Source organism: Kribbella sp. NPDC023855 (genome assembly GCF_040639475.1).
Taxonomy (GTDB): domain Bacteria; phylum Actinomycetota; class Actinomycetes; order Propionibacteriales; family Kribbellaceae; genus Kribbella.
The window spans coordinates 631293-647383 of record NZ_JBFAAA010000001.1 but is presented as its reverse complement, the minus strand read 5'-3'; the positions used below and the strand labels follow the sequence as shown (position 1 = coordinate 647383).

Annotated in this window: 15 protein-coding genes; 5 read left to right on the top strand and 10 right to left on the bottom strand. The window is 68.3% G+C overall.

The window, feature by feature from the left end; translation table 11 throughout:
* Positions 1–192 precede the first annotated feature (192 nt).
* The 3 genes from AB0F51_RS02930 to AB0F51_RS02920 are packed head-to-tail and all read right to left on the bottom strand — an operon-like array spanning position 193 to position 3866.
* Positions 193–756: a DinB family protein gene (locus tag AB0F51_RS02930; protein WP_360273096.1), complete on the bottom strand. Its 564-nt coding sequence runs from the start codon at positions 754–756 to the stop codon at positions 193–195.
* Between the two features lie 15 nt (positions 757–771).
* A complete protein-coding gene (locus AB0F51_RS02925; protein WP_360273093.1) occupies positions 772–2244 on the bottom strand; it encodes a cobyric acid synthase in 1473 nt (490 codons plus the stop codon).
* Positions 2245–2273: 29 nt separating this feature from the next.
* Entirely contained in the window at positions 2274–3866 is a 1593-nt protein-coding gene (locus tag AB0F51_RS02920; RefSeq protein ID WP_360273090.1) for an MFS transporter, read from the bottom strand.
* 121 nt (positions 3867–3987) lie between these two features.
* Between AB0F51_RS02920 and AB0F51_RS02915 the strand changes: the two genes are divergently transcribed.
* The 3 genes from AB0F51_RS02915 to AB0F51_RS02905 all read left to right on the top strand — a co-directional run bounded on the left by AB0F51_RS02915 (position 3988) and on the right by AB0F51_RS02905 (position 5704).
* On the top strand, positions 3988–4284 hold the full coding sequence (locus AB0F51_RS02915; RefSeq protein ID WP_360273087.1) for a GNAT family N-acetyltransferase: 297 nt from the start codon (positions 3988–3990) through the stop codon (positions 4282–4284).
* Positions 4281–4814, top strand: a complete 534-nt coding sequence (locus tag AB0F51_RS02910; protein ID WP_360273084.1) for a YbaK/EbsC family protein — start codon at positions 4281–4283, stop codon at positions 4812–4814. Before AB0F51_RS02915 ends, AB0F51_RS02910 begins: the two co-directional genes overlap by 4 nt.
* A gap of 65 nt (positions 4815–4879) precedes the next feature.
* Complete coding sequence (locus tag AB0F51_RS02905) at positions 4880–5704, top strand: helix-turn-helix transcriptional regulator (protein WP_360274555.1); 825 nt, start codon at positions 4880–4882, stop codon at positions 5702–5704.
* Between the two features lie 45 nt (positions 5705–5749).
* Here AB0F51_RS02905 and AB0F51_RS02900 read toward each other — a convergent pair whose 3' ends face one another.
* Positions 5750–6181: an organic hydroperoxide resistance protein gene (locus tag AB0F51_RS02900; RefSeq protein ID WP_360273081.1), complete on the bottom strand. Its 432-nt coding sequence runs from the start codon at positions 6179–6181 to the stop codon at positions 5750–5752.
* A 28-nt stretch (positions 6182–6209) separates the two neighbouring features.
* Positions 6210–7163 carry a zinc-binding dehydrogenase gene (locus tag AB0F51_RS02895; protein WP_360273078.1) on the bottom strand — a complete coding sequence of 318 codons (954 nt, stop codon included), beginning with the start codon at positions 7161–7163 and terminating at the stop codon, positions 6210–6212.
* 94 nt (positions 7164–7257) lie between these two features.
* Between AB0F51_RS02895 and AB0F51_RS02890 the strand changes: the two genes are divergently transcribed.
* Positions 7258–7920, top strand: a complete 663-nt coding sequence (locus tag AB0F51_RS02890; protein ID WP_360273075.1) for a TetR/AcrR family transcriptional regulator — start codon at positions 7258–7260, stop codon at positions 7918–7920.
* Here AB0F51_RS02890 and AB0F51_RS02885 read toward each other — a convergent pair.
* Entirely contained in the window at positions 7904–8650 is a 747-nt protein-coding gene (locus tag AB0F51_RS02885) for a sulfite exporter TauE/SafE family protein (RefSeq protein ID WP_360273072.1), read from the bottom strand. The two genes, AB0F51_RS02890 and AB0F51_RS02885, sit on opposite strands and share 17 nt — an antisense overlap.
* Before the next feature lie 280 nt (positions 8651–8930).
* Positions 8931–10100 (bottom strand): SPFH domain-containing protein, encoded by a 1170-nt coding sequence (locus AB0F51_RS02880; protein WP_360273069.1) that lies wholly within the window; start codon positions 10098–10100, stop codon positions 8931–8933.
* Between the two features lie 711 nt (positions 10101–10811).
* Here AB0F51_RS02880 and AB0F51_RS02875 point away from each other — a divergent pair.
* The gene (locus AB0F51_RS02875) at positions 10812–11207 is read left to right on the top strand and encodes a pyridoxamine 5'-phosphate oxidase family protein (protein ID WP_360273066.1); all 396 of its coding nucleotides are present in this window, start codon (positions 10812–10814) and stop codon (positions 11205–11207) included.
* Between the two features lie 236 nt (positions 11208–11443).
* On the opposite strand, the gene AB0F51_RS02870 is transcribed toward AB0F51_RS02875, so the two are convergent.
* From AB0F51_RS02870 to AB0F51_RS02860, 3 genes are all read right to left on the bottom strand, one after another.
* Positions 11444–12988 carry a DUF222 domain-containing protein gene (locus AB0F51_RS02870; RefSeq protein ID WP_360273063.1) on the bottom strand — a complete coding sequence of 515 codons (1545 nt, stop codon included), beginning with the start codon at positions 12986–12988 and terminating at the stop codon, positions 11444–11446.
* Between the two features lie 1541 nt (positions 12989–14529).
* The gene (locus AB0F51_RS02865) at positions 14530–15054 is read right to left on the bottom strand and encodes an NfeD family protein (protein WP_360273060.1); all 525 of its coding nucleotides are present in this window, start codon (positions 15052–15054) and stop codon (positions 14530–14532) included.
* A 145-nt stretch (positions 15055–15199) separates the two neighbouring features.
* Positions 15200–15982, bottom strand: coding sequence for an ABC transporter ATP-binding protein (locus AB0F51_RS02860; RefSeq protein WP_360273057.1), 783 nt, complete (start codon positions 15980–15982; stop codon positions 15200–15202).
* Positions 15983–16091 lie beyond the last annotated feature (109 nt).

Sequence of the window (16091 nt, the reverse complement as noted above, 5' to 3'; positions counted from 1 at the left end):
TTCGCGTGAGACGCCGGGCGCGCAACAGCCGCCCAGCAGGGAGACAGGATCAGAGGTACGCCGAACTGGCCACGGCTTCAGTGCGATGCACGAGCCAGCGGCCTGTCACCCCGGGACTCACCCGGAGATGTCGTCGTCACCCACCACGTCTGAATCTCCCTCGAATCGGTCAGCCCTCAGAATATCAAAGCCCTACTGGAACGTCTCGGCTGCTTGTTGGATCCTCCGGTAGTACTCCGTCCAGCCCGCCTCGTCGAGGGCGTCGGCGTCTGGGCCACCGGTGCCGTCGATCAGTTCGCGGACGATGTCGGCGTGGCCTGCGTGGTGGGCTGTTTCGTCGACCATGCGGATCAGGAGGACGCCGAGCGTTGTCGCGCGGCGGTCTTCCGGCCAGTGGGCGACCGAGCCCGGGGCGTCGAGGTCGAGCGAGGTGATCGTCTCGTCGGCGAAGGCGCAGGCGCGCTGGTACAGGCCGATCAGGTAGTCGCTTGTCTCCGTCGGGAGGGCCCACATGTCGGCGCCCTCCCAGATGGTGCCGTCCTCGACCCAGGCGAGCTTCTCCGGTGGGACCCGCCCGAAGCACTCACCGAGGTACCCGTACTCGAGCCCGGCCAGGTGCTTCACCAGGCCGAGCAGGTTCGTCCCCGAGGGCACGAGCGGCCGGCGACGGTCGTGCTCGCTCAGGCCGTCGAGTTTCGACAGCATGACCGCACGGCTCTCGCGGAGTTTCTGGTGTAGCTCTGCTTTGAGGTCCACAGAGCAGACGCTAGATCAGTCCGCCGACATTTTCGGAGCACCGGGCGGGACGAACGGAATGCCGCCCGGCGCGCCGCCTTCGATCAGGGCCAGCAAGGCCCCGGTGTCGAGGTGCTCGTCGATGGCGTCGGCCAGCAGATCCAGCCGCGCCTCGCGCTGGGCAGCAAACGAGATCGAGCCGTCCGGAGCAGGCTTGCCGGTCAACGCCGCAACCTCCCTGAGGAAGGAATGCCGCGCCGCGTCGTCGTCGAGAAGCCCATGCCAGATGGTCCCCCAGACCACCCCGTCCCGGCAGCCACCCGGAAACTCCGAAGCCGCTCCGGTCACCGTCACAACGCCGTGATGGATCTCGTACGCCGTCGGCGCCGGCCGCGCCAGCACTTTCTCGGCGTAGAAGGTGGTTGCCACCGGCAACAGACCCAGCCCATGGGACGTACCGCCGCCCTCCACTCCCGAAGGATCCGAGATCGCCTCGCCGAGCAACTGGTAGCCGCCACAGATCCCCAGCACAGGCCGTCCCGCCGCGACTCGGGCCGTGACCGCGTCGGCCAGGCCGGTCGAGCGGAGCCAGGCGAGATCCGCGGTGGTTGCCCGCGACCCCGGCAGCACCACGAGGTCGGCATCGCGAACCTCTGATGGGCTCGCGGTGAAGAACACGCTCGTGGTCGGCTCGACCGCGAGCGCGTCGAGATCGGTGAAGTTGCTGATCCGCGGGAACCGCACCACCGCGATCGTGAGCACCTCCGACTCCCCCGCCGTCCGCCGGGCCGGTACGTCGAGCGCGTCCTCCGAGTCCAGCCACAGATCGGGCAGCCAGGGCAGTACGCCGTACGTCGGCCGCCCAGTCACGGAGCCGAGCATGTCGATGCCGGGCTGCAGCAAGGACACGTCGCCGCGGAACTTGTTCACTACGAAGCCGCTGATCAACCGCTGGTCGGCCGCGTCGAGCAAGGCGACGGTGCCGAACATCGACGCGAAAACCCCGCCCCGATCAATGTCACCGACCACGACCACCGGCGCGCCCGTGTGCTGGGCGAGCCCCATGTTCACGTAGTCCGACTGCCGCAGGTTGATCTCGGTGGGGCTGCCGGCCCCCTCACTGATCACGACGTCGTACCGCGAGGCGAGATCGTCGTACGCCGCAAAGGCCGCCTTCGCCAGCTCGGCCCGTTCGGTGAGGAAGCCGCGGGCGGTCAACTCACCCCACGGCTCCCCCATCAGGACGACGTGACTCCGGCGATCGCTGCCCGGCTTCAACAGCACCGGGTTCATCGCGGCCTCGGGCTCGGCACCGGCCGCGACTGCCTGGATCCACTGCGCGCGACCGATCTCCGAGCCGTCAGCACACACCATCGAGTTGTTCGACATGTTCTGGGCCTTGTACGGCGCGACGCGGACGCCTTGGCGCGCCAGCCACCGGCAGAGCCCGGTCACGACAGTCGTCTTGCCCGCGTCGGACGTAGTACCGGCCACCAGGAGAGAACCCACACGGGGATCCTAAGCGGCCGGTACTGCGGCTAACGTTCCGGACGGCCCTCTTCCGGACGGCTCTCCTCGGACGAGGACACCATCGGCGTGATCCGCCGGTCCTGTGCGTCCGTGCTCGGCAGCCTCGGTGTTGCGCCCTGGAAGCGGGTTCCGGAGGCGCGCTCGCGGGCCGAGAGCGGCTTGGCCACGTTCTCCAGCGACTGGCCCTCAGCGTCCACACCGAAGAACCAGGCGATCAGGCCACCGATCAGCATCACCGCGGCGCCGATGATGTAGCCGACCGTCAGCGGACCGCGCGCCGGATTCTCGCCCTCACCGATCAGCGATGCGAACAGGAACGGCGCGACCACACCACCGGTGAGCTGCGAGATCGCGAAGAAGAACGAGATCGCCTGCCCGCGCAGCTCGATCGGGAAGATCTCGCTCACCGTCAGGTACGCCGACGACGCGCCCGCCGAGGCGAAGAAGAACACCACGCACCACAGCGCGGTCAGGCCGACCGCGTTCAGCGCACCGGCGTTGAACAGCAGCGCCGTGATGAACAGCACCACGGCCGAGACGGAGTACGTCATCAGGATCATCCGGCGCCGGCCGACGGTGTCGAAGAAGCGCCCGAGTAGCAGTGGACCGGCCAGATTGCCGATCGCGAACGGGAAGAAGTACAGGGCGACGCTGGAGTCGTTCAGCCCGAAGTACGACTTCAGCACCAGCGCGTAGGTGAAGAAGATCGCGTTGTAGAGAAAGGCCTGGGTGACCATCATCGAGAAGCCGAGGAACGAGCGGCTGCGGTAGTCGCGCAGCATCACCCGGGCGATCTCGCGGTACGTCACCGGCGGGTAGTCGACGACGGCGATCGCCTCGTCGTCGGTCACCTCGCGCAGCTGGCCGCCCTGGCGCCGGACGGTCTCCTCGATCTGGTCGACGGTCCGCTCGGCCTCCTCGACCCGGCCGTGCGTCATCAGCCAGCGCGGGCTCTCCGGAATGTGCCGGCGCAGGTAGATGATCATCAGGCCGAGGATCGGGCCGACCAGGAAGCACAGCCGCCAGCCCCACTCGATCGCCACCAGGTCCTGGTCGAGCAGCACCAGGCCGATCGCCGAACCGATCAGCGCACCGCCCCAGTAGGTGCCGTTGATGCCGATGTCGATCCGGCCGCGGTACTTCGACGGGATCAGCTCGTCGATCGCCGAGTTGATCGCGGCGTACTCACCGCCGATGCCCATCCCGGCGACGAACCGGCAGACCGCCAGCGACCAGAAGTCCCAGGTCAGGCCGGCCGCGCCAGATGCGACCAGGTAGACGACCAGGGTGAGGATGAACAGGTTCTTGCGGCCGAACTTGTCGGTCATCCGGCCGAAGAAGAGGGCACCGACCACCTCGCCGGCCAGGTAGATGGAGGCGAGCAGACCGACCTGCGCCGTACTCAGGCCGAGGGTCGCTCCCTCCTTCAGCACGTTGCCGACCAGTGAGACCAGCTGGATCTCCAGGCCGTCCAGGATCCAGGAGACGCCGAGACCGACGACGATCATCCAGTGGAACCGGGTCCAGGGCAGCCGGTCCATCCGGGCCGGCACCAGACTTGGTATCGCTCTTCCCTCTTCCAAAGCATGTTCGCTGCTCATCCACGCTCCCTCCCGACCGGTCCCGATACTGTCCGTACGAGCCCGTACCCCAGGGGTCACCGAGCCGAAACGTGGCCGCGGTGGGGCAAGCTGGGTTCGGTGGCTGGATACAGTGGCACGCATGGAGAACGAGATCGCGATCACGGACGTCAAGGACGCCAGCCGGTACGAGGCCCGTGATTCCGAGGGCAACTTGATGGGGTTCGTGGACTACAAGTTGAGCGGCGACGTGATCGCCTTCCGGCATGCCGAGACGCTGCCGGAGTACCGGGGTCGTGGCGTCGCCGGCCGGATCGCCACCAAGTCGCTCGACGACGCCCGGGACGCGGGGCTGCGGGTCAAGCCGTCCTGCCCCTACTACCAGGACTTCCTGAAAGAGCACACCGAGTACGCCGACCTCGTGGTGGCACCGCAGTGACCGCGCCGGAGCTGGGCACTCTCACCTGGCGACCAGCCGCCGAGGTGCCCGAGTTGCTGGCCGAGCCGGTTCGCGCGGCTCTGGGCGACTTGCCGGCCTGGGTGGCCGCGATCGATGCCACCTTGGCCGACACGGCCGCATTCTGCGCGGAGTACGACGTACCGATGGCCGCCTCGGCGAACTGTGTCATCGTGCACGGCAAGCGGGCCGGCGAGTCGACGTACGCCGCGGTGATGGTGCTCGCCACCCATCGAGCCGACGTGAACGGTGTGGTCCGCAAGCACCTCGGCGTACGGAAGATCTCGTTCGCGGCGCAGGACGACGCGGTCGGCTCGACCGGGATGGAGTACGGCGGCATCACGCCGATCGGCCTTCCCTCGGACTGGCCGGTGCTGGTCGACGACGCGGTGGCCCAGGCGGGGCTGGTGGTGATCGGCAGCGGCGTGCGCGCTTCCAAGCTGCTCGTCGACGGTGCGGATCTCGCGAAGCTCGCGAGCGCCACGGTGCTGGAACTCGGGACGCCCGGCTGATCTGGCGCTAGCATGCTGGGGTGACGGTGGCGGGTGGTGAAGGTGGGCCGACCGCGCTGCGCATCATGCTCGGCGGTCATCTGCGCCGGATGCGTGAGGCCGCGGGGATCAGCCGTGCCGACGCGGGCTGGCAGATCCGGGCCTCGGAGTCGAAGGTCAGCCGGATGGAGCTCGGCCGGGTCGGGTTCAAGGAACGCGACGTGAGCGACCTGCTCGACCTGTACGAGATGAAGGACACCCAGGAACGCGAGCGGCTGATGGACCTGGCCCGCGCGGCGAACAACCCCGGCTGGTGGTCCCGGTACGGCGACGTGATGCCCAGCTGGTTCGCCAACTACGTCGGGCTCGAGGTCGCGGCCAAGCTGATCCGGACCTACGAGGTGCTGTTCGTTCCGGGGCTGCTGCAGACCGAGGACTACGCGCGGGCGGTGGTCCAGCTCGGCAAGGCGTACCTGCCGGCCGAGGAGATCAACCAGCGGGTGGCGTTCCGGGTGACCCGGCAGCAGATCCTGACCCGACCCGATCCGGCCCGGTTGTGGGTGGTGATCGACGAGGCCGTGCTGCACCGGCCGGTCGGCGGCCGGGCGACGATGCGCGAGCAGATCGAGTACCTGATCAAGGTCTCGCAGCAGCCGAACATCACCTTGCAGATCATGCCGTTCAGCAGCGTCGGCTATCCGGGCGCGGGTGGCGCGTTCAGCATCCTGCGGTTCCCGGAAGGGGATCTGCCGGACGTGGTCTACATCGAGCACGCGGCCAGCGCGCTCTACCTGGACAAGCGCGAGGACCTCGACGAGTACGCCGCGATCATGGAGGCACTCACGATCGCGGCCGCCCCGGTCAAAGCGACCCAGGCCCTACTCGTCGAAGCCCTCGAGCGGATGAGCTGACGCGCGCGCCGACCTTCCGCCTTCCAGGTGTCAGGCTTCAGGTTTTCAGGCGACGGTGAGGTCGACCTTGATGTTGCCGCGGGTCGCGTTGGAATACGGGCAGACCTCGTGGGCCTTGGCGACCAGCTGCTCGGCGGCCTCCCGCTCGAGGGCCGGCAGGCTCACGACCAGCTCGGCCTCGAGGCCGTAGCCGGCGCCGCCGTTGATCGGGCCGATGCCGACGGCCGCGGTGACGGTCGAGCCGGTGACGTCCTGCTTGGTGACCCGGGCCACCGTCTTCAGCGCGCTGTGGAAACAGGCCGCGTAACCGGCCGCGAACAACTGCTCGGGGTTGGTGCCCTGGCCGGTGCCGCCCAGTTCCTTCGGCGGCGCGACGGTGACGTCGAGCTTGCCGTCGTCGGAGGCGGTGCGGCCGTCGCGGCCACCCTCAGCGGTGGCGCGAGCGGTGTAGAGAACCTTTTCGACTGCAATCGTCATGAACAAACTTCCTGTAGAGAGGCGGTTTTCAGCGGGTGGGGTCGAGGATGAGCTTGCCGACGGTACGCCGGGCTCGCATGTCCTCGTGGGCGGTGGCAATCTCGGACAGGCCGTACTCGCCGCCGAGGATCGAGCGGAGCTTGCCGTCCTGGACCAGGCCGAACAGCTCGGCCAGCGGGTCGGCCAGCATCCCGGGCACCTTGAAGCAGTCGGCCAGCCAGAAGCCGGCGATCGTCTTGGAACCCTTCATCAAGCGGGCGGGCGCGATCGGCTCGGCCTGCTGACGCGACGCGGCACCGAAGGTGACCAGCCGGCCAAAGGGGCCGAGGGCATCGAACGACTCGTCGAGGGTCTTGCCACCGACCATCTCCAGCACGATGTCGATCGGTTTGCCGTGGTTGGCTTCGATGATCCGGTCCTTCAGGCCCTCGGGGTCGCCGTCGATCGCGGCGTCCGCGCCGAGCTCCAGGATCTGCTTGCGCTTCTCCTCGGTCGAGGCGGTCGCGATGACCCGGCCGGCGCCCCAGAGCTTCGCCAGCTGGATCGCGAGCGAGCCGACACCACCGGCACCGGCGTGAATGAGGACAGACTCCCCCGGCTGCAGATGAGTGGAGGTCTTCAGGAGATGCCAAGCGCTCGTGCCCTGAACGATCAGGGCCAGCGCGTCGGCGTCACTCACACCTTCCGGTACGTCGAACGCGGCCTGCGCGTAGCCGGTCACCTTCTCCGCATAGCCGCCCGTGCCGACCAGCGCGACGACCCGGCGCCCGTCCTCGGTGTGACCGACGACCTCGCCACCGGGAATCAGCGGCAGTGTCGCCTTCGAGAGGTAGCTGTTCTCCACCTGGTGGGTGTCGGCGTAGTTCACACCGGCCCGGTCCACGGTGATCAGGACCTGGCCGTCGCCGGCCACCGGCTCCTCGATGTCGACGACCTCGAGAACCTCTGGTCCACCGAACTCGCTGATCTGTACGGCTCGCACTTGTCGTGCTCCTTCCACCTGCATTTGCTGTGGCACTGCTTCTGGGGGCTTCCTTACACCGTACTATACACTGTACGTTATGGAGGTGAACGAGATGCCGGACACACGTCCCCGAACGCCGCGGAACACGCTCAGCCCCGAGTTGATCGTCCGGACCGCGCTCGACCTGATGGAGGCCAAGGGCGCCGACGCGTTCAGTCTGCGCGGCCTCGCGGGCGAGCTCGGGGTCGGCCCGATGGCGCTCTACACGTACTTCCGCAACAAGGACGACCTGTACGACGCGGTGCGCGATCACCTGATGGCGCTCGTGCCCGCCGTACCGGAGGACGCGGCCTGGCCGGATCAGGTGCGCGCCGTCTGTCGTGGGCTGCGCGCGTTGATGCTGCAGCATCCTTGCCTCGCGCAACTACTCGCGAGTCGCCCGCTGAGCGGCCACGAGACCGCCCGGGTGGCCGAAGGCCTGCTCGGCGTACTGCGAGCTGCCGGGTTCGACGCCGAGACCGCGGCGCGGACCCACACCACGTTGTTCACCTATGTGCTGGGGGCAACGTCCTGGGAGATCCAGATGGCCGCCGAACGGCGCGACCCCGAAGCGTGGCGCCGGCTGCGGACGACGATGGAGTCGCTGTCGTCCCGGCAGTACCCGACGGTCGTCGAGCTCGCGCCGGAGCTGGCCCGGACCACGGGTGGCGACGAGCAGTTCGACTACGGCCTCGACCTGTTGCTGGCCGGGCTCGAGGTCAGAAAACCATCGTGACGATGGCGACGATCCCGATGATCACGATCAGCGCGCGCAGGCCGGTCGGCGGGAGTTTGCGGCCGTAGCGGGCGCCGACGAAACCGCCGATCGTCGAGCCGACCGCGATCAGGGCGGCCGCCAGCCAGTCGACGTCCGCGACGATGATGAACAGAATCGCGGCCACCCCGTTGACCACGGTGGCGAGGACGTTCTTCAGGCCGTTCATCCGCTGCAGGTTCGCGTCCATGCCGATGCCGAGAATCGCCATCAGCAAGACGCCCTGGGCCGCGCCGAAGTAGCCGCCGTACACGCCGGTGAGGAAGACGGCCGGGATGACCCACCAGGCGCCGCGGTGCGTGTGCGTCGGCAGGATGATCCGCTTGGAGAGCCACGGTTGCAACGCCACCAGGAGACAGCCGAGCAGGATCAACCCGGGGACGACGGCGTTGAAGGCCGAGCCGGGGAGCTTGAGCAACAGCACGGCACCGACGATGCCGCCGATCAGCGAGGCGGGGATGAGCCGCAGCATCCGGCCGCGCTGGCCTTCCAGTTCACGGCGATAGCCGATCGCGCCGGCCGCGGTACCGGGTGACAGGCCGACGCTGTTGCTGACGTTCGCCAGCACCGGAGGGATGCCGACGGCAAGCAACGCGGGGAAGGTCAGCAACGTGCCGGAGCCCACCACCGCGTTGATTGTGCCCGCGCCCACGCCCGCCACCAGGACGAACAGCGCCTCGAACCATGTCATCGCTGCCAGACTCTACGCACCGGACGCGTCTCCCTGCTCACCAGTCCGGCTCGTGAGCAGGCGCCCGGCGTGGTCCGGGCTGGCGGTGCGGTGGACGTCACACGACCCGGCTGATGCCGGCCGGTGGTGCGGTGGCGCCGCGCGACCCGGCGTGGTGCGGTGCGGTGGACGTCCCACGGGGCCGGCTCCGTGTCGGCTGGTGATGGGGTGGACGTCGCGCGGCCCGGCTCCCACCGGTGGGGTGAGGGCCGGGCCGCGCGTCAGTACGTCGTACCGGTGGTCAGCGCTCCTGCGAAGGACCGTCCTGGACCGGCGGGGTGGTCGGCTCGGGAGCCGCCGTGACTGCGGGCGTCGCCTGGGCCTGCTGGCTGCGGGAGCTGACTGCAGCGTTCTGCGCGGCCGCAATGGCTTCCTGTACTGCGTTGTCGGCCTCGGCCACAGCAGCGTCCGGAGTCGCCGCCGTGCCCATCCCGCTGTCGACCTGAACCGCAGCGGAGTCGCCCAGCTCGGGCTCCGGGAACGGACCCTCCGCCTTCTGGGTGATGCCGGCGATCTGGCCGACGGCACTGCCGAGGCCTTCCATCGCCTTCCCGATCTCGCTCGGGATGATCCACAGCTTGTTGGAGTCGCCCTGCGCGATCGACGGGAGCATCTGCAGGTACTGGTAGGCGAGCAGACCCTGGTCGGGCTTGCCGGCGTGGATCGCGTTGAAGACGGTGGTGATGGCCTGCGCCTCACCCTGCGCCTTCAGGATCCGCGCCTCCCGCTCGGCCTGCGCACGAAGGATGCGGGACTCCCGGTCACCTTGCGCGGTGAGGATCGCGGACTGCTTCTGCCCTTCGGCCGAGAGAACAGCCGACTGGCGCATACCTTCGGCGGTGAGGATCGCGGCGCGCTTGTCGCGGTCCGCGCGCATCTGCTTCTCCATCGAGTCCTGGATCGACGGCGGCGGGTCGATCGAGCGCAGCTCCACCCGGTTCACGCGGATGCCCCACTTGCCGGTCGCCTCGTCCAGCACATACCGCAGCTTCTCGTTGATCTCCTCGCGGCTGGTCAGCGTCTGCTCCAGGTCCATGCCACCGATGATGTTGCGCAGCGTGGTCATGGTGAGCTGCTCGATCGCCTGGATGTAGTTGGAGATCTCGTACGTCGCCCGCACCGGGTCGTTGACCTGGAAGTAGATGACGGAGTCGATCGACACCATCAGGTTGTCCTCGGTGATGACGCCCTGCGGCGGGAACGCGACCACCTGCTCGCGCATGTCGATCGTGTACCGCACCTTGTCGACGAACGGCGTCAGCAGGTTCAGGCCCGGCTGCAGGCCGACCTTGAACTTCCCGAACCGCTCCACGATGCCGACGGTCTGCTGCTGCACGACCCGGACTGACTTGATCAGTGTGACGACCACCAGTAAGGCGACCAATGCCAGCACTATGAGGAACGCGGTCACGTGACCCTCCCACTCGAAGAACCCTCAGGACGGACAGTCTTTCCTATCGACGGGCCACTCCAGGCAACGGTTCCCTCACAATCCGAAAACCCCACCCCGCACCCCCTGTCCGCACCCCGACCCTACTGCGCCCCCGCTCCCCATCCCCCACGCCACACCACACCCTCCCCAACGGCCGCGACCCGCCTCATGACGCGTCGCGTCACCCCGCAGTACCGGATCCGCGACGCGATAACCGCACCCGCCCCGTGACGCATCACGTCACCCCGCAGTACCGGACCCGCAACGCGACAGCCACGCCCGCCTGGCGACGCAACACGCCACCCCGCAGTACCGGACCCGCGACGCGACAGCCGCACCCGCCTCGTGATACCGCCGTCCGTCACCGCGATGGGGTCGCAGCACCCCGTGGCGCGCGGGGCCGAACAGTCGCCGCCCGCGGACTCTGGCGGGGTTGGGGACCACCTGGCACCCACCTTCTCCACTCGTGACGGGAGCCTGGTCGAGCTCGTGTCCGACCTGTCGAGGTCCGGCGACCCGGTGGCTCGATGCCTCCCCGGCGCCGCAAAGACCATGCCTCCCGGGTACTGCGAGGTGACGCGCAGCGTCACGAGCCCCGGCGGCGGACCACCGTCCCACCTTCCCTGTACTGCGAGGTGAATCAGCAGTCGCGTTGACCTCCAGCGCAGTTGAAGTCCGAGGATGCTCCCCATGGTGACTGTGGACCGAGAACTGCTGCCTCGGCTGGACCGGGAACGAAGCGTCTGGATATGCACGCTACGACCGGACGGCTCGCCGCATGTGACGCCAGTGTGGTTCGTCTACTCGAAGGCAACGTGGTGGGTTGCCAGCGCGGAGCAGAACCGCAAGATCCGCAATCTGACGCAAGACCCGAGGGTCTCCCTAGCCCTCGAAGACGGCCGCTCCCCCGCAGTGGCCGAGGGCCGAGCCCAACTCCACCGCAGCAACTTCCCCACCGAAATCACCACCGCATTCGCCGACAAATACCAAGGCTGGGACATCACCGCCCCGGAGCCCGCCGCCGGCGCCCGCGTCCTGATAGAAATCCCAGTAACCCGCTGGCTCCTCAAAGGCCGCGCCCAGTGAGTCCCCGGCTCAGCCGGTCTGAAAAAGCCGACGTCGACCACCTCTCAGCCGAGCGCGGGCGGAAGGTGGCGCCATTCGCTCCCCCAGGGTCCAGACAGGCTCGGTCGTCCGGGTTCGTGATGCTTCGCGCGGGCTTCAGACAGCGCGTGGTGCGAGGGCGTGGGTTACTGCTCACCGACCCATGGCCGATGAGCGATTGGGCGCCGGCTTGCGAGCCGCCGGTGGGCGCGGTGGTGCTACGGGCCTGCGGAAGGGGTGCCGCTATCGCCCCACGGATCCAGCAGCCCGACGGCTTCGGAAGTCAGCCAGGGCAAGGCGCCGCTGCCTGGTTGCGGGCTGGTTTGCGCGCTGGGCTTCGAGCTGGTCTGTGGACTCGGATTCGGGCTGGCCTGTGGGCTGGTTTGCGGGCTGAGTTGTCCGGTGAGGGCAGAGTGCCGAGTGAGACTGCTGGCGGGGAACCCGTCCCGGTGTTCGTACTGCGGGTTGACACTGACCGGCCCGCCAGTGGCCGGGGTGAAGTAGCGGGTCAGGTCGATCAGGCTGGCCAGATCGTCGGCGCCGGTGGTGCCGGGGGTAGTCCACATCGGGCGGGTGACCTGGACCATGCCGCCGGTGATGGTGATGGTCCAGTGCCCGGAGTGGACGGCGCGGTGGTGGCCAGGGCACAGCAGCACCAGGTTGGTAATCGACGTCGGGCCGCCGTCGATCCAGTGGATGAGGTGGTGGGCGTGGCACTGCCACGGTGGCGCCTTGCAGATCACGCAGCCCTTGTCCCGCTTCATCAGCGCCCGGCGGATCGGTCGGGTGACGAAGCGCTGTTCCGTCCCGACATCCAGCGGCTGGGAATCCGACCCGAGCACGATCGGCAGGATCGCCGCGTCACAGGCAAGGCGGCGTACGGCGGAGGCGGACAGGTTGTCGCCGTACACGAGTTCTCCCACGGCGTGGGAGGTGGCGTTCCGCAGGTCGTCGAAATCAATGGTGATGGTGATGTGCGGGAGACCCGGGCCGTTCGACGCGGTGACTTCGTCGCCTGCGCGGGGTGTGTTGCCTGCGGCCAGGTTGAGGATCTGGGTGAGGGCGTCGGCTTGGCGTTTGTCGTGCGGGCGGGGGTCCAGTTCGCCGTCGAGGGTGCGGTGGGGTTTGGACAGGCGGTTGATCTGGGTGCGGAACTGCTCGGCGTTTTCGCCGGCCAGGTAGCCGGTGAACTTCACGCCGCCGTCGGCCCGGCGCAGCGTGAGGGTCTCCCGGGCGTGGGCGTCGTTCTCAGCGGGTTCGGGGCCGTCGGTGTCCAGCCTGGCCAAGACCTCTCGACCGAAACCCCGAAGGTCGTCGGGGGTGAGGAGGCGGGCGACTTCGATCATCTGTTCCTCGGCCACCCGCAGCGCCTCGTCCGGCACCGAAGCCGGCGCCTTCTCCAAGGTGGTGACGATGGCTTCGGCTTGGGCTGGGCTCAACCTCGCCGCGCCAGGCACAGCGCCGCTGTCGGTGGGTGCTGTCGGGTCGGGGAGGGCTGCTGTGACGGCGGAGTACTTGGAAAGTGCCTTGGTGGTTTTGAGGTCTCGGCGGATTTCGCGGCGGTTGCGGTTGTGGCGCAGCGAGATGAATTCGATGGTGTCGCGGGCGCCCTGTTCGGTCGCCAGGCCTCGTTGGTCGAAGTCGGCGAGGAGTTGCAGGTGGTAGGTGTTCAGGGTGGAGAGGGCAGCGTCCACGGCGTCGAGGGTGGACAGCAAGGCGCTGTCACTGAGCCTCGATGGCGGGAGTAGCTGCGTGGTCTCCATGCATCAAACTCTAGAGACCACCTCCGACAATTTCTGGGCTCAGACCGCCTTGTTTGTAAGGGGAATCTCGATTGGCCGGAATCGGACAAGTTGTGCACAGGGAGTCCTGTTCTGTGGATGGTGGTGTGATGTTGCGTAGGGCAACAGCTGGACTGCCCGGCCGCACACACATCCCAGCTTCTCCAGTTGCAAGGTCAGCGAACTGCAGGCATGTTCGTCGCGCCACTTCCTACTCCGCCGCCCACCTCACGAGGTGACGCGAGGCGTCGCGAGCCCCCGCGGCGGACGTTCGCGGCAGGCACGTGAGGGTCCGCCATACTCCGTCCCGGTCCTGCGTCCCGCGTGACGAGCCGCCGTCGGACAACACCGTCCCGTGTCCTGCGCTGTCGAGGTGATGCGCAGCGTCGCGGGCAGACGGTACGGCGTACAGGCTGTACTACGACCCTGCCTAGCGAGGCGATGCTTGCCTCCCCGCGGACGCAAGGCACGTCGGGGGCCGCCGTACTCGTCATGTGTCTTGCAATGTGACGCCAAGCGTCACGAGCCGCTGACGGGCGGCGGCCTGAGCTGTCCTGCACTGGCAAGGTCACGTGCGGCGTCACGGGCCCACCCGGCAGCCGGGGTGGACCATATCTTCTGTGCACTGCGAGGTGACGCACAGCGTCACCAGCCCAGTGGCGGACCACCTTCGCCTTTCCCGTGCTGTGAGGTGACGCCAAAGCGTCACGAGCCCGGCTCCATCGCATCCCCGAGGCGATGCGCAGCATCACGACGCCCGCTGGTGCCCGGTGCCGCATGCCTCCGACCCCGTACTGCGAGGTGACGCGCAGCGTCACGAGCGCGGTGGCAGGCCACCCTGCCAGCCGGTCGCCGAGCTGCCCATACCTTCCGTGTACTGCGAGGCGATGCGCAGCGTCACGAGCCCGGCGGCGTACTTCCTCGCCGGCCGCTCCACTCCCGAATTGCTTCACCGCCCGGACGCCGTGGTGCTCGTGCGTTCTCTGTACTGCGAGGTGACGCGCTGCGTCACGAGCCGGCGGAGGGCTCGTCGCCGACCACACCAGACCCCGGGATGCTTCATCGCGTTGGGGCGCCGTGCTGCCCCGCACCTTTCTGTACTACGAGGTGACGCGAAGCGTCACGAGTCTGGCGGCGGACTTCCTCGCCGGCCACCACTCCCGAGTTGCTTCACCGCGCGGGCGCCGTGCTGCAGGTGCCTTCTCTGTACTGCGAGGTGACGCGAAGCGGCACGAGCCTGGCTCCATCGCACCCCTGAGGTGATGCGCAGCATCACGAGGCCGGACGGTGCCCGATTGGCGCGCGACTCTGATCCTGTACTGCGAGGTGACGCGAAGCGTCACGAGCTGGCGGCGGGCTGCCTCGGCGACCACACCAGTCTCCCAGTTACCTCACCGCCTGTGGCGCCGTGCTGCCCGCACCTTCTCTGTACTGCGAGGTGACGCTAAGCGTCATGAGCCCGGCGGCGGACCAACCTGCTCCACTTCGCCTTTGCCGTACTGCCAGATGACGTGGGGTGCTCGTTACTTTGGGGGGTCGGGGTCTTGGGATTTGTCGGGGGTGTTTAGTTCGGGGTGGTGTTGGGTGAGGGGTTCGCCGATGGGGTAGACGACTGCGGTGGCGCCGTCGATGGACATCACTTCGACGCGGGTGCCGGGGGCGAAGGTGGACATCTCGTCGTACGGGCGGGCGGTCCAGAGTTCGCCGTTGAGTTTGATGGAGCCGCCGCCGTCGGGGTGGATCTCCTTGACGACGACGCCGCTGCGGCCGATCACGTGGGCCGAGCCGGTCATCAGCTGGGGGCCGTGGTGGAACTTGCGGTTCAGCAGCGGGCGGATCGCGGCGAGCATCGCGCCCGCGGTGAGCAACCCGACGACGATCTGCAACCACAGCAGTCCGGGGAAGATCACCGCCACGCCGCCGGCGGTGACCGCGCCCGCGGCCAGCATCAGCAAGGTGAAGTCCAGCGAAGCGAGCTCCGCCAGGCCGAGCACGGCGGCGAGGGTTAGCCAAGCCGCCCAGACGTTCTCCCGCAGCCAATCCATCATTTGCCAACTCTATCCGCGATCGGGACCTCAAGCAGGCCCTCCGGCCCTTTGGACGCGCAGCGGGCCCGGGGGGATTCGTTCAGAGGGCCTGCTGGGATGCGTTCCGGGGGCGTGGGCGGATCGTTCAGGAGGCGTGGGGGGTCGTTCAGAGGGCGCGGGCGAAGTACCGGCCGTCTTGGTGGTCGAGGCTGAGGGCGAGGTCGAAGGTCTCGCTCAGGGTTTCGGCGGTCAGGGCCTCGTCGATCGGGCCGGCGGCGACGACCCGGCCCTGCTTCAGCAGCAGGGCGTGGGTGAAGCCCGGCGGGATCTCCTCGACGTGGTGGGTGACGAGGACCATCGCGGGGGCGCCTTCGGCGGTCGCGATCGAGCTGAGCGACCGGACCAGGTGCTCGCGACCGGTGAGGTCGAGACCGGCGGCCGGTTCGTCCAGGAGCATCAGCTCAGGGTCGGTCATCAGCGCGCGGGCGATCTGGACCCGCTTGCGCTCGCCCTCCGACAGGGTCCCGAAGGTGCGCTCGCTGAGGTGGCCGATGCCGAGTTCGGTCAGCAGCTCCTTGGCGCGCTGGTGGTCCAGGTCGTCGTACTCCTCGCGCCACCGACCCAGTACGGCGTACGAAGCGGAGACGACCACGTCGGCGACGCGCTCCCCCTTCGGCAGCCGGTCGGCGAGTGCCGCGCTGGTCAGTCCGATGCGGGGTCGCAGCTCGAAGACGTCGATCGCGCCGAGCACCTCGCCGAGCAGTCCGACGACGCCGGCGGTCGGGTGCATCTGGGCCGCGAGGATCTGCAGCATGGTCGTCTTGCCGGCTCCGTTCGGGCCGATCACGACCCAGCGGTCGGTCTCCTCGATGGACCAGTCGACGCCGTCCAGCAGAAGCGCGTCACCGCGCACGATCGAGACACCAGCCATCTCCGCCACCGCAGTCATGGAGCAAAACCTACGGGGTGGCCCCGAGCACTCGACGCCGACCCCGCCGAGTCGTGCCAAGAACAAAAAGATAAGAGGGAGGGTGGAAGGGGTGCCCACGAGCAGTCGA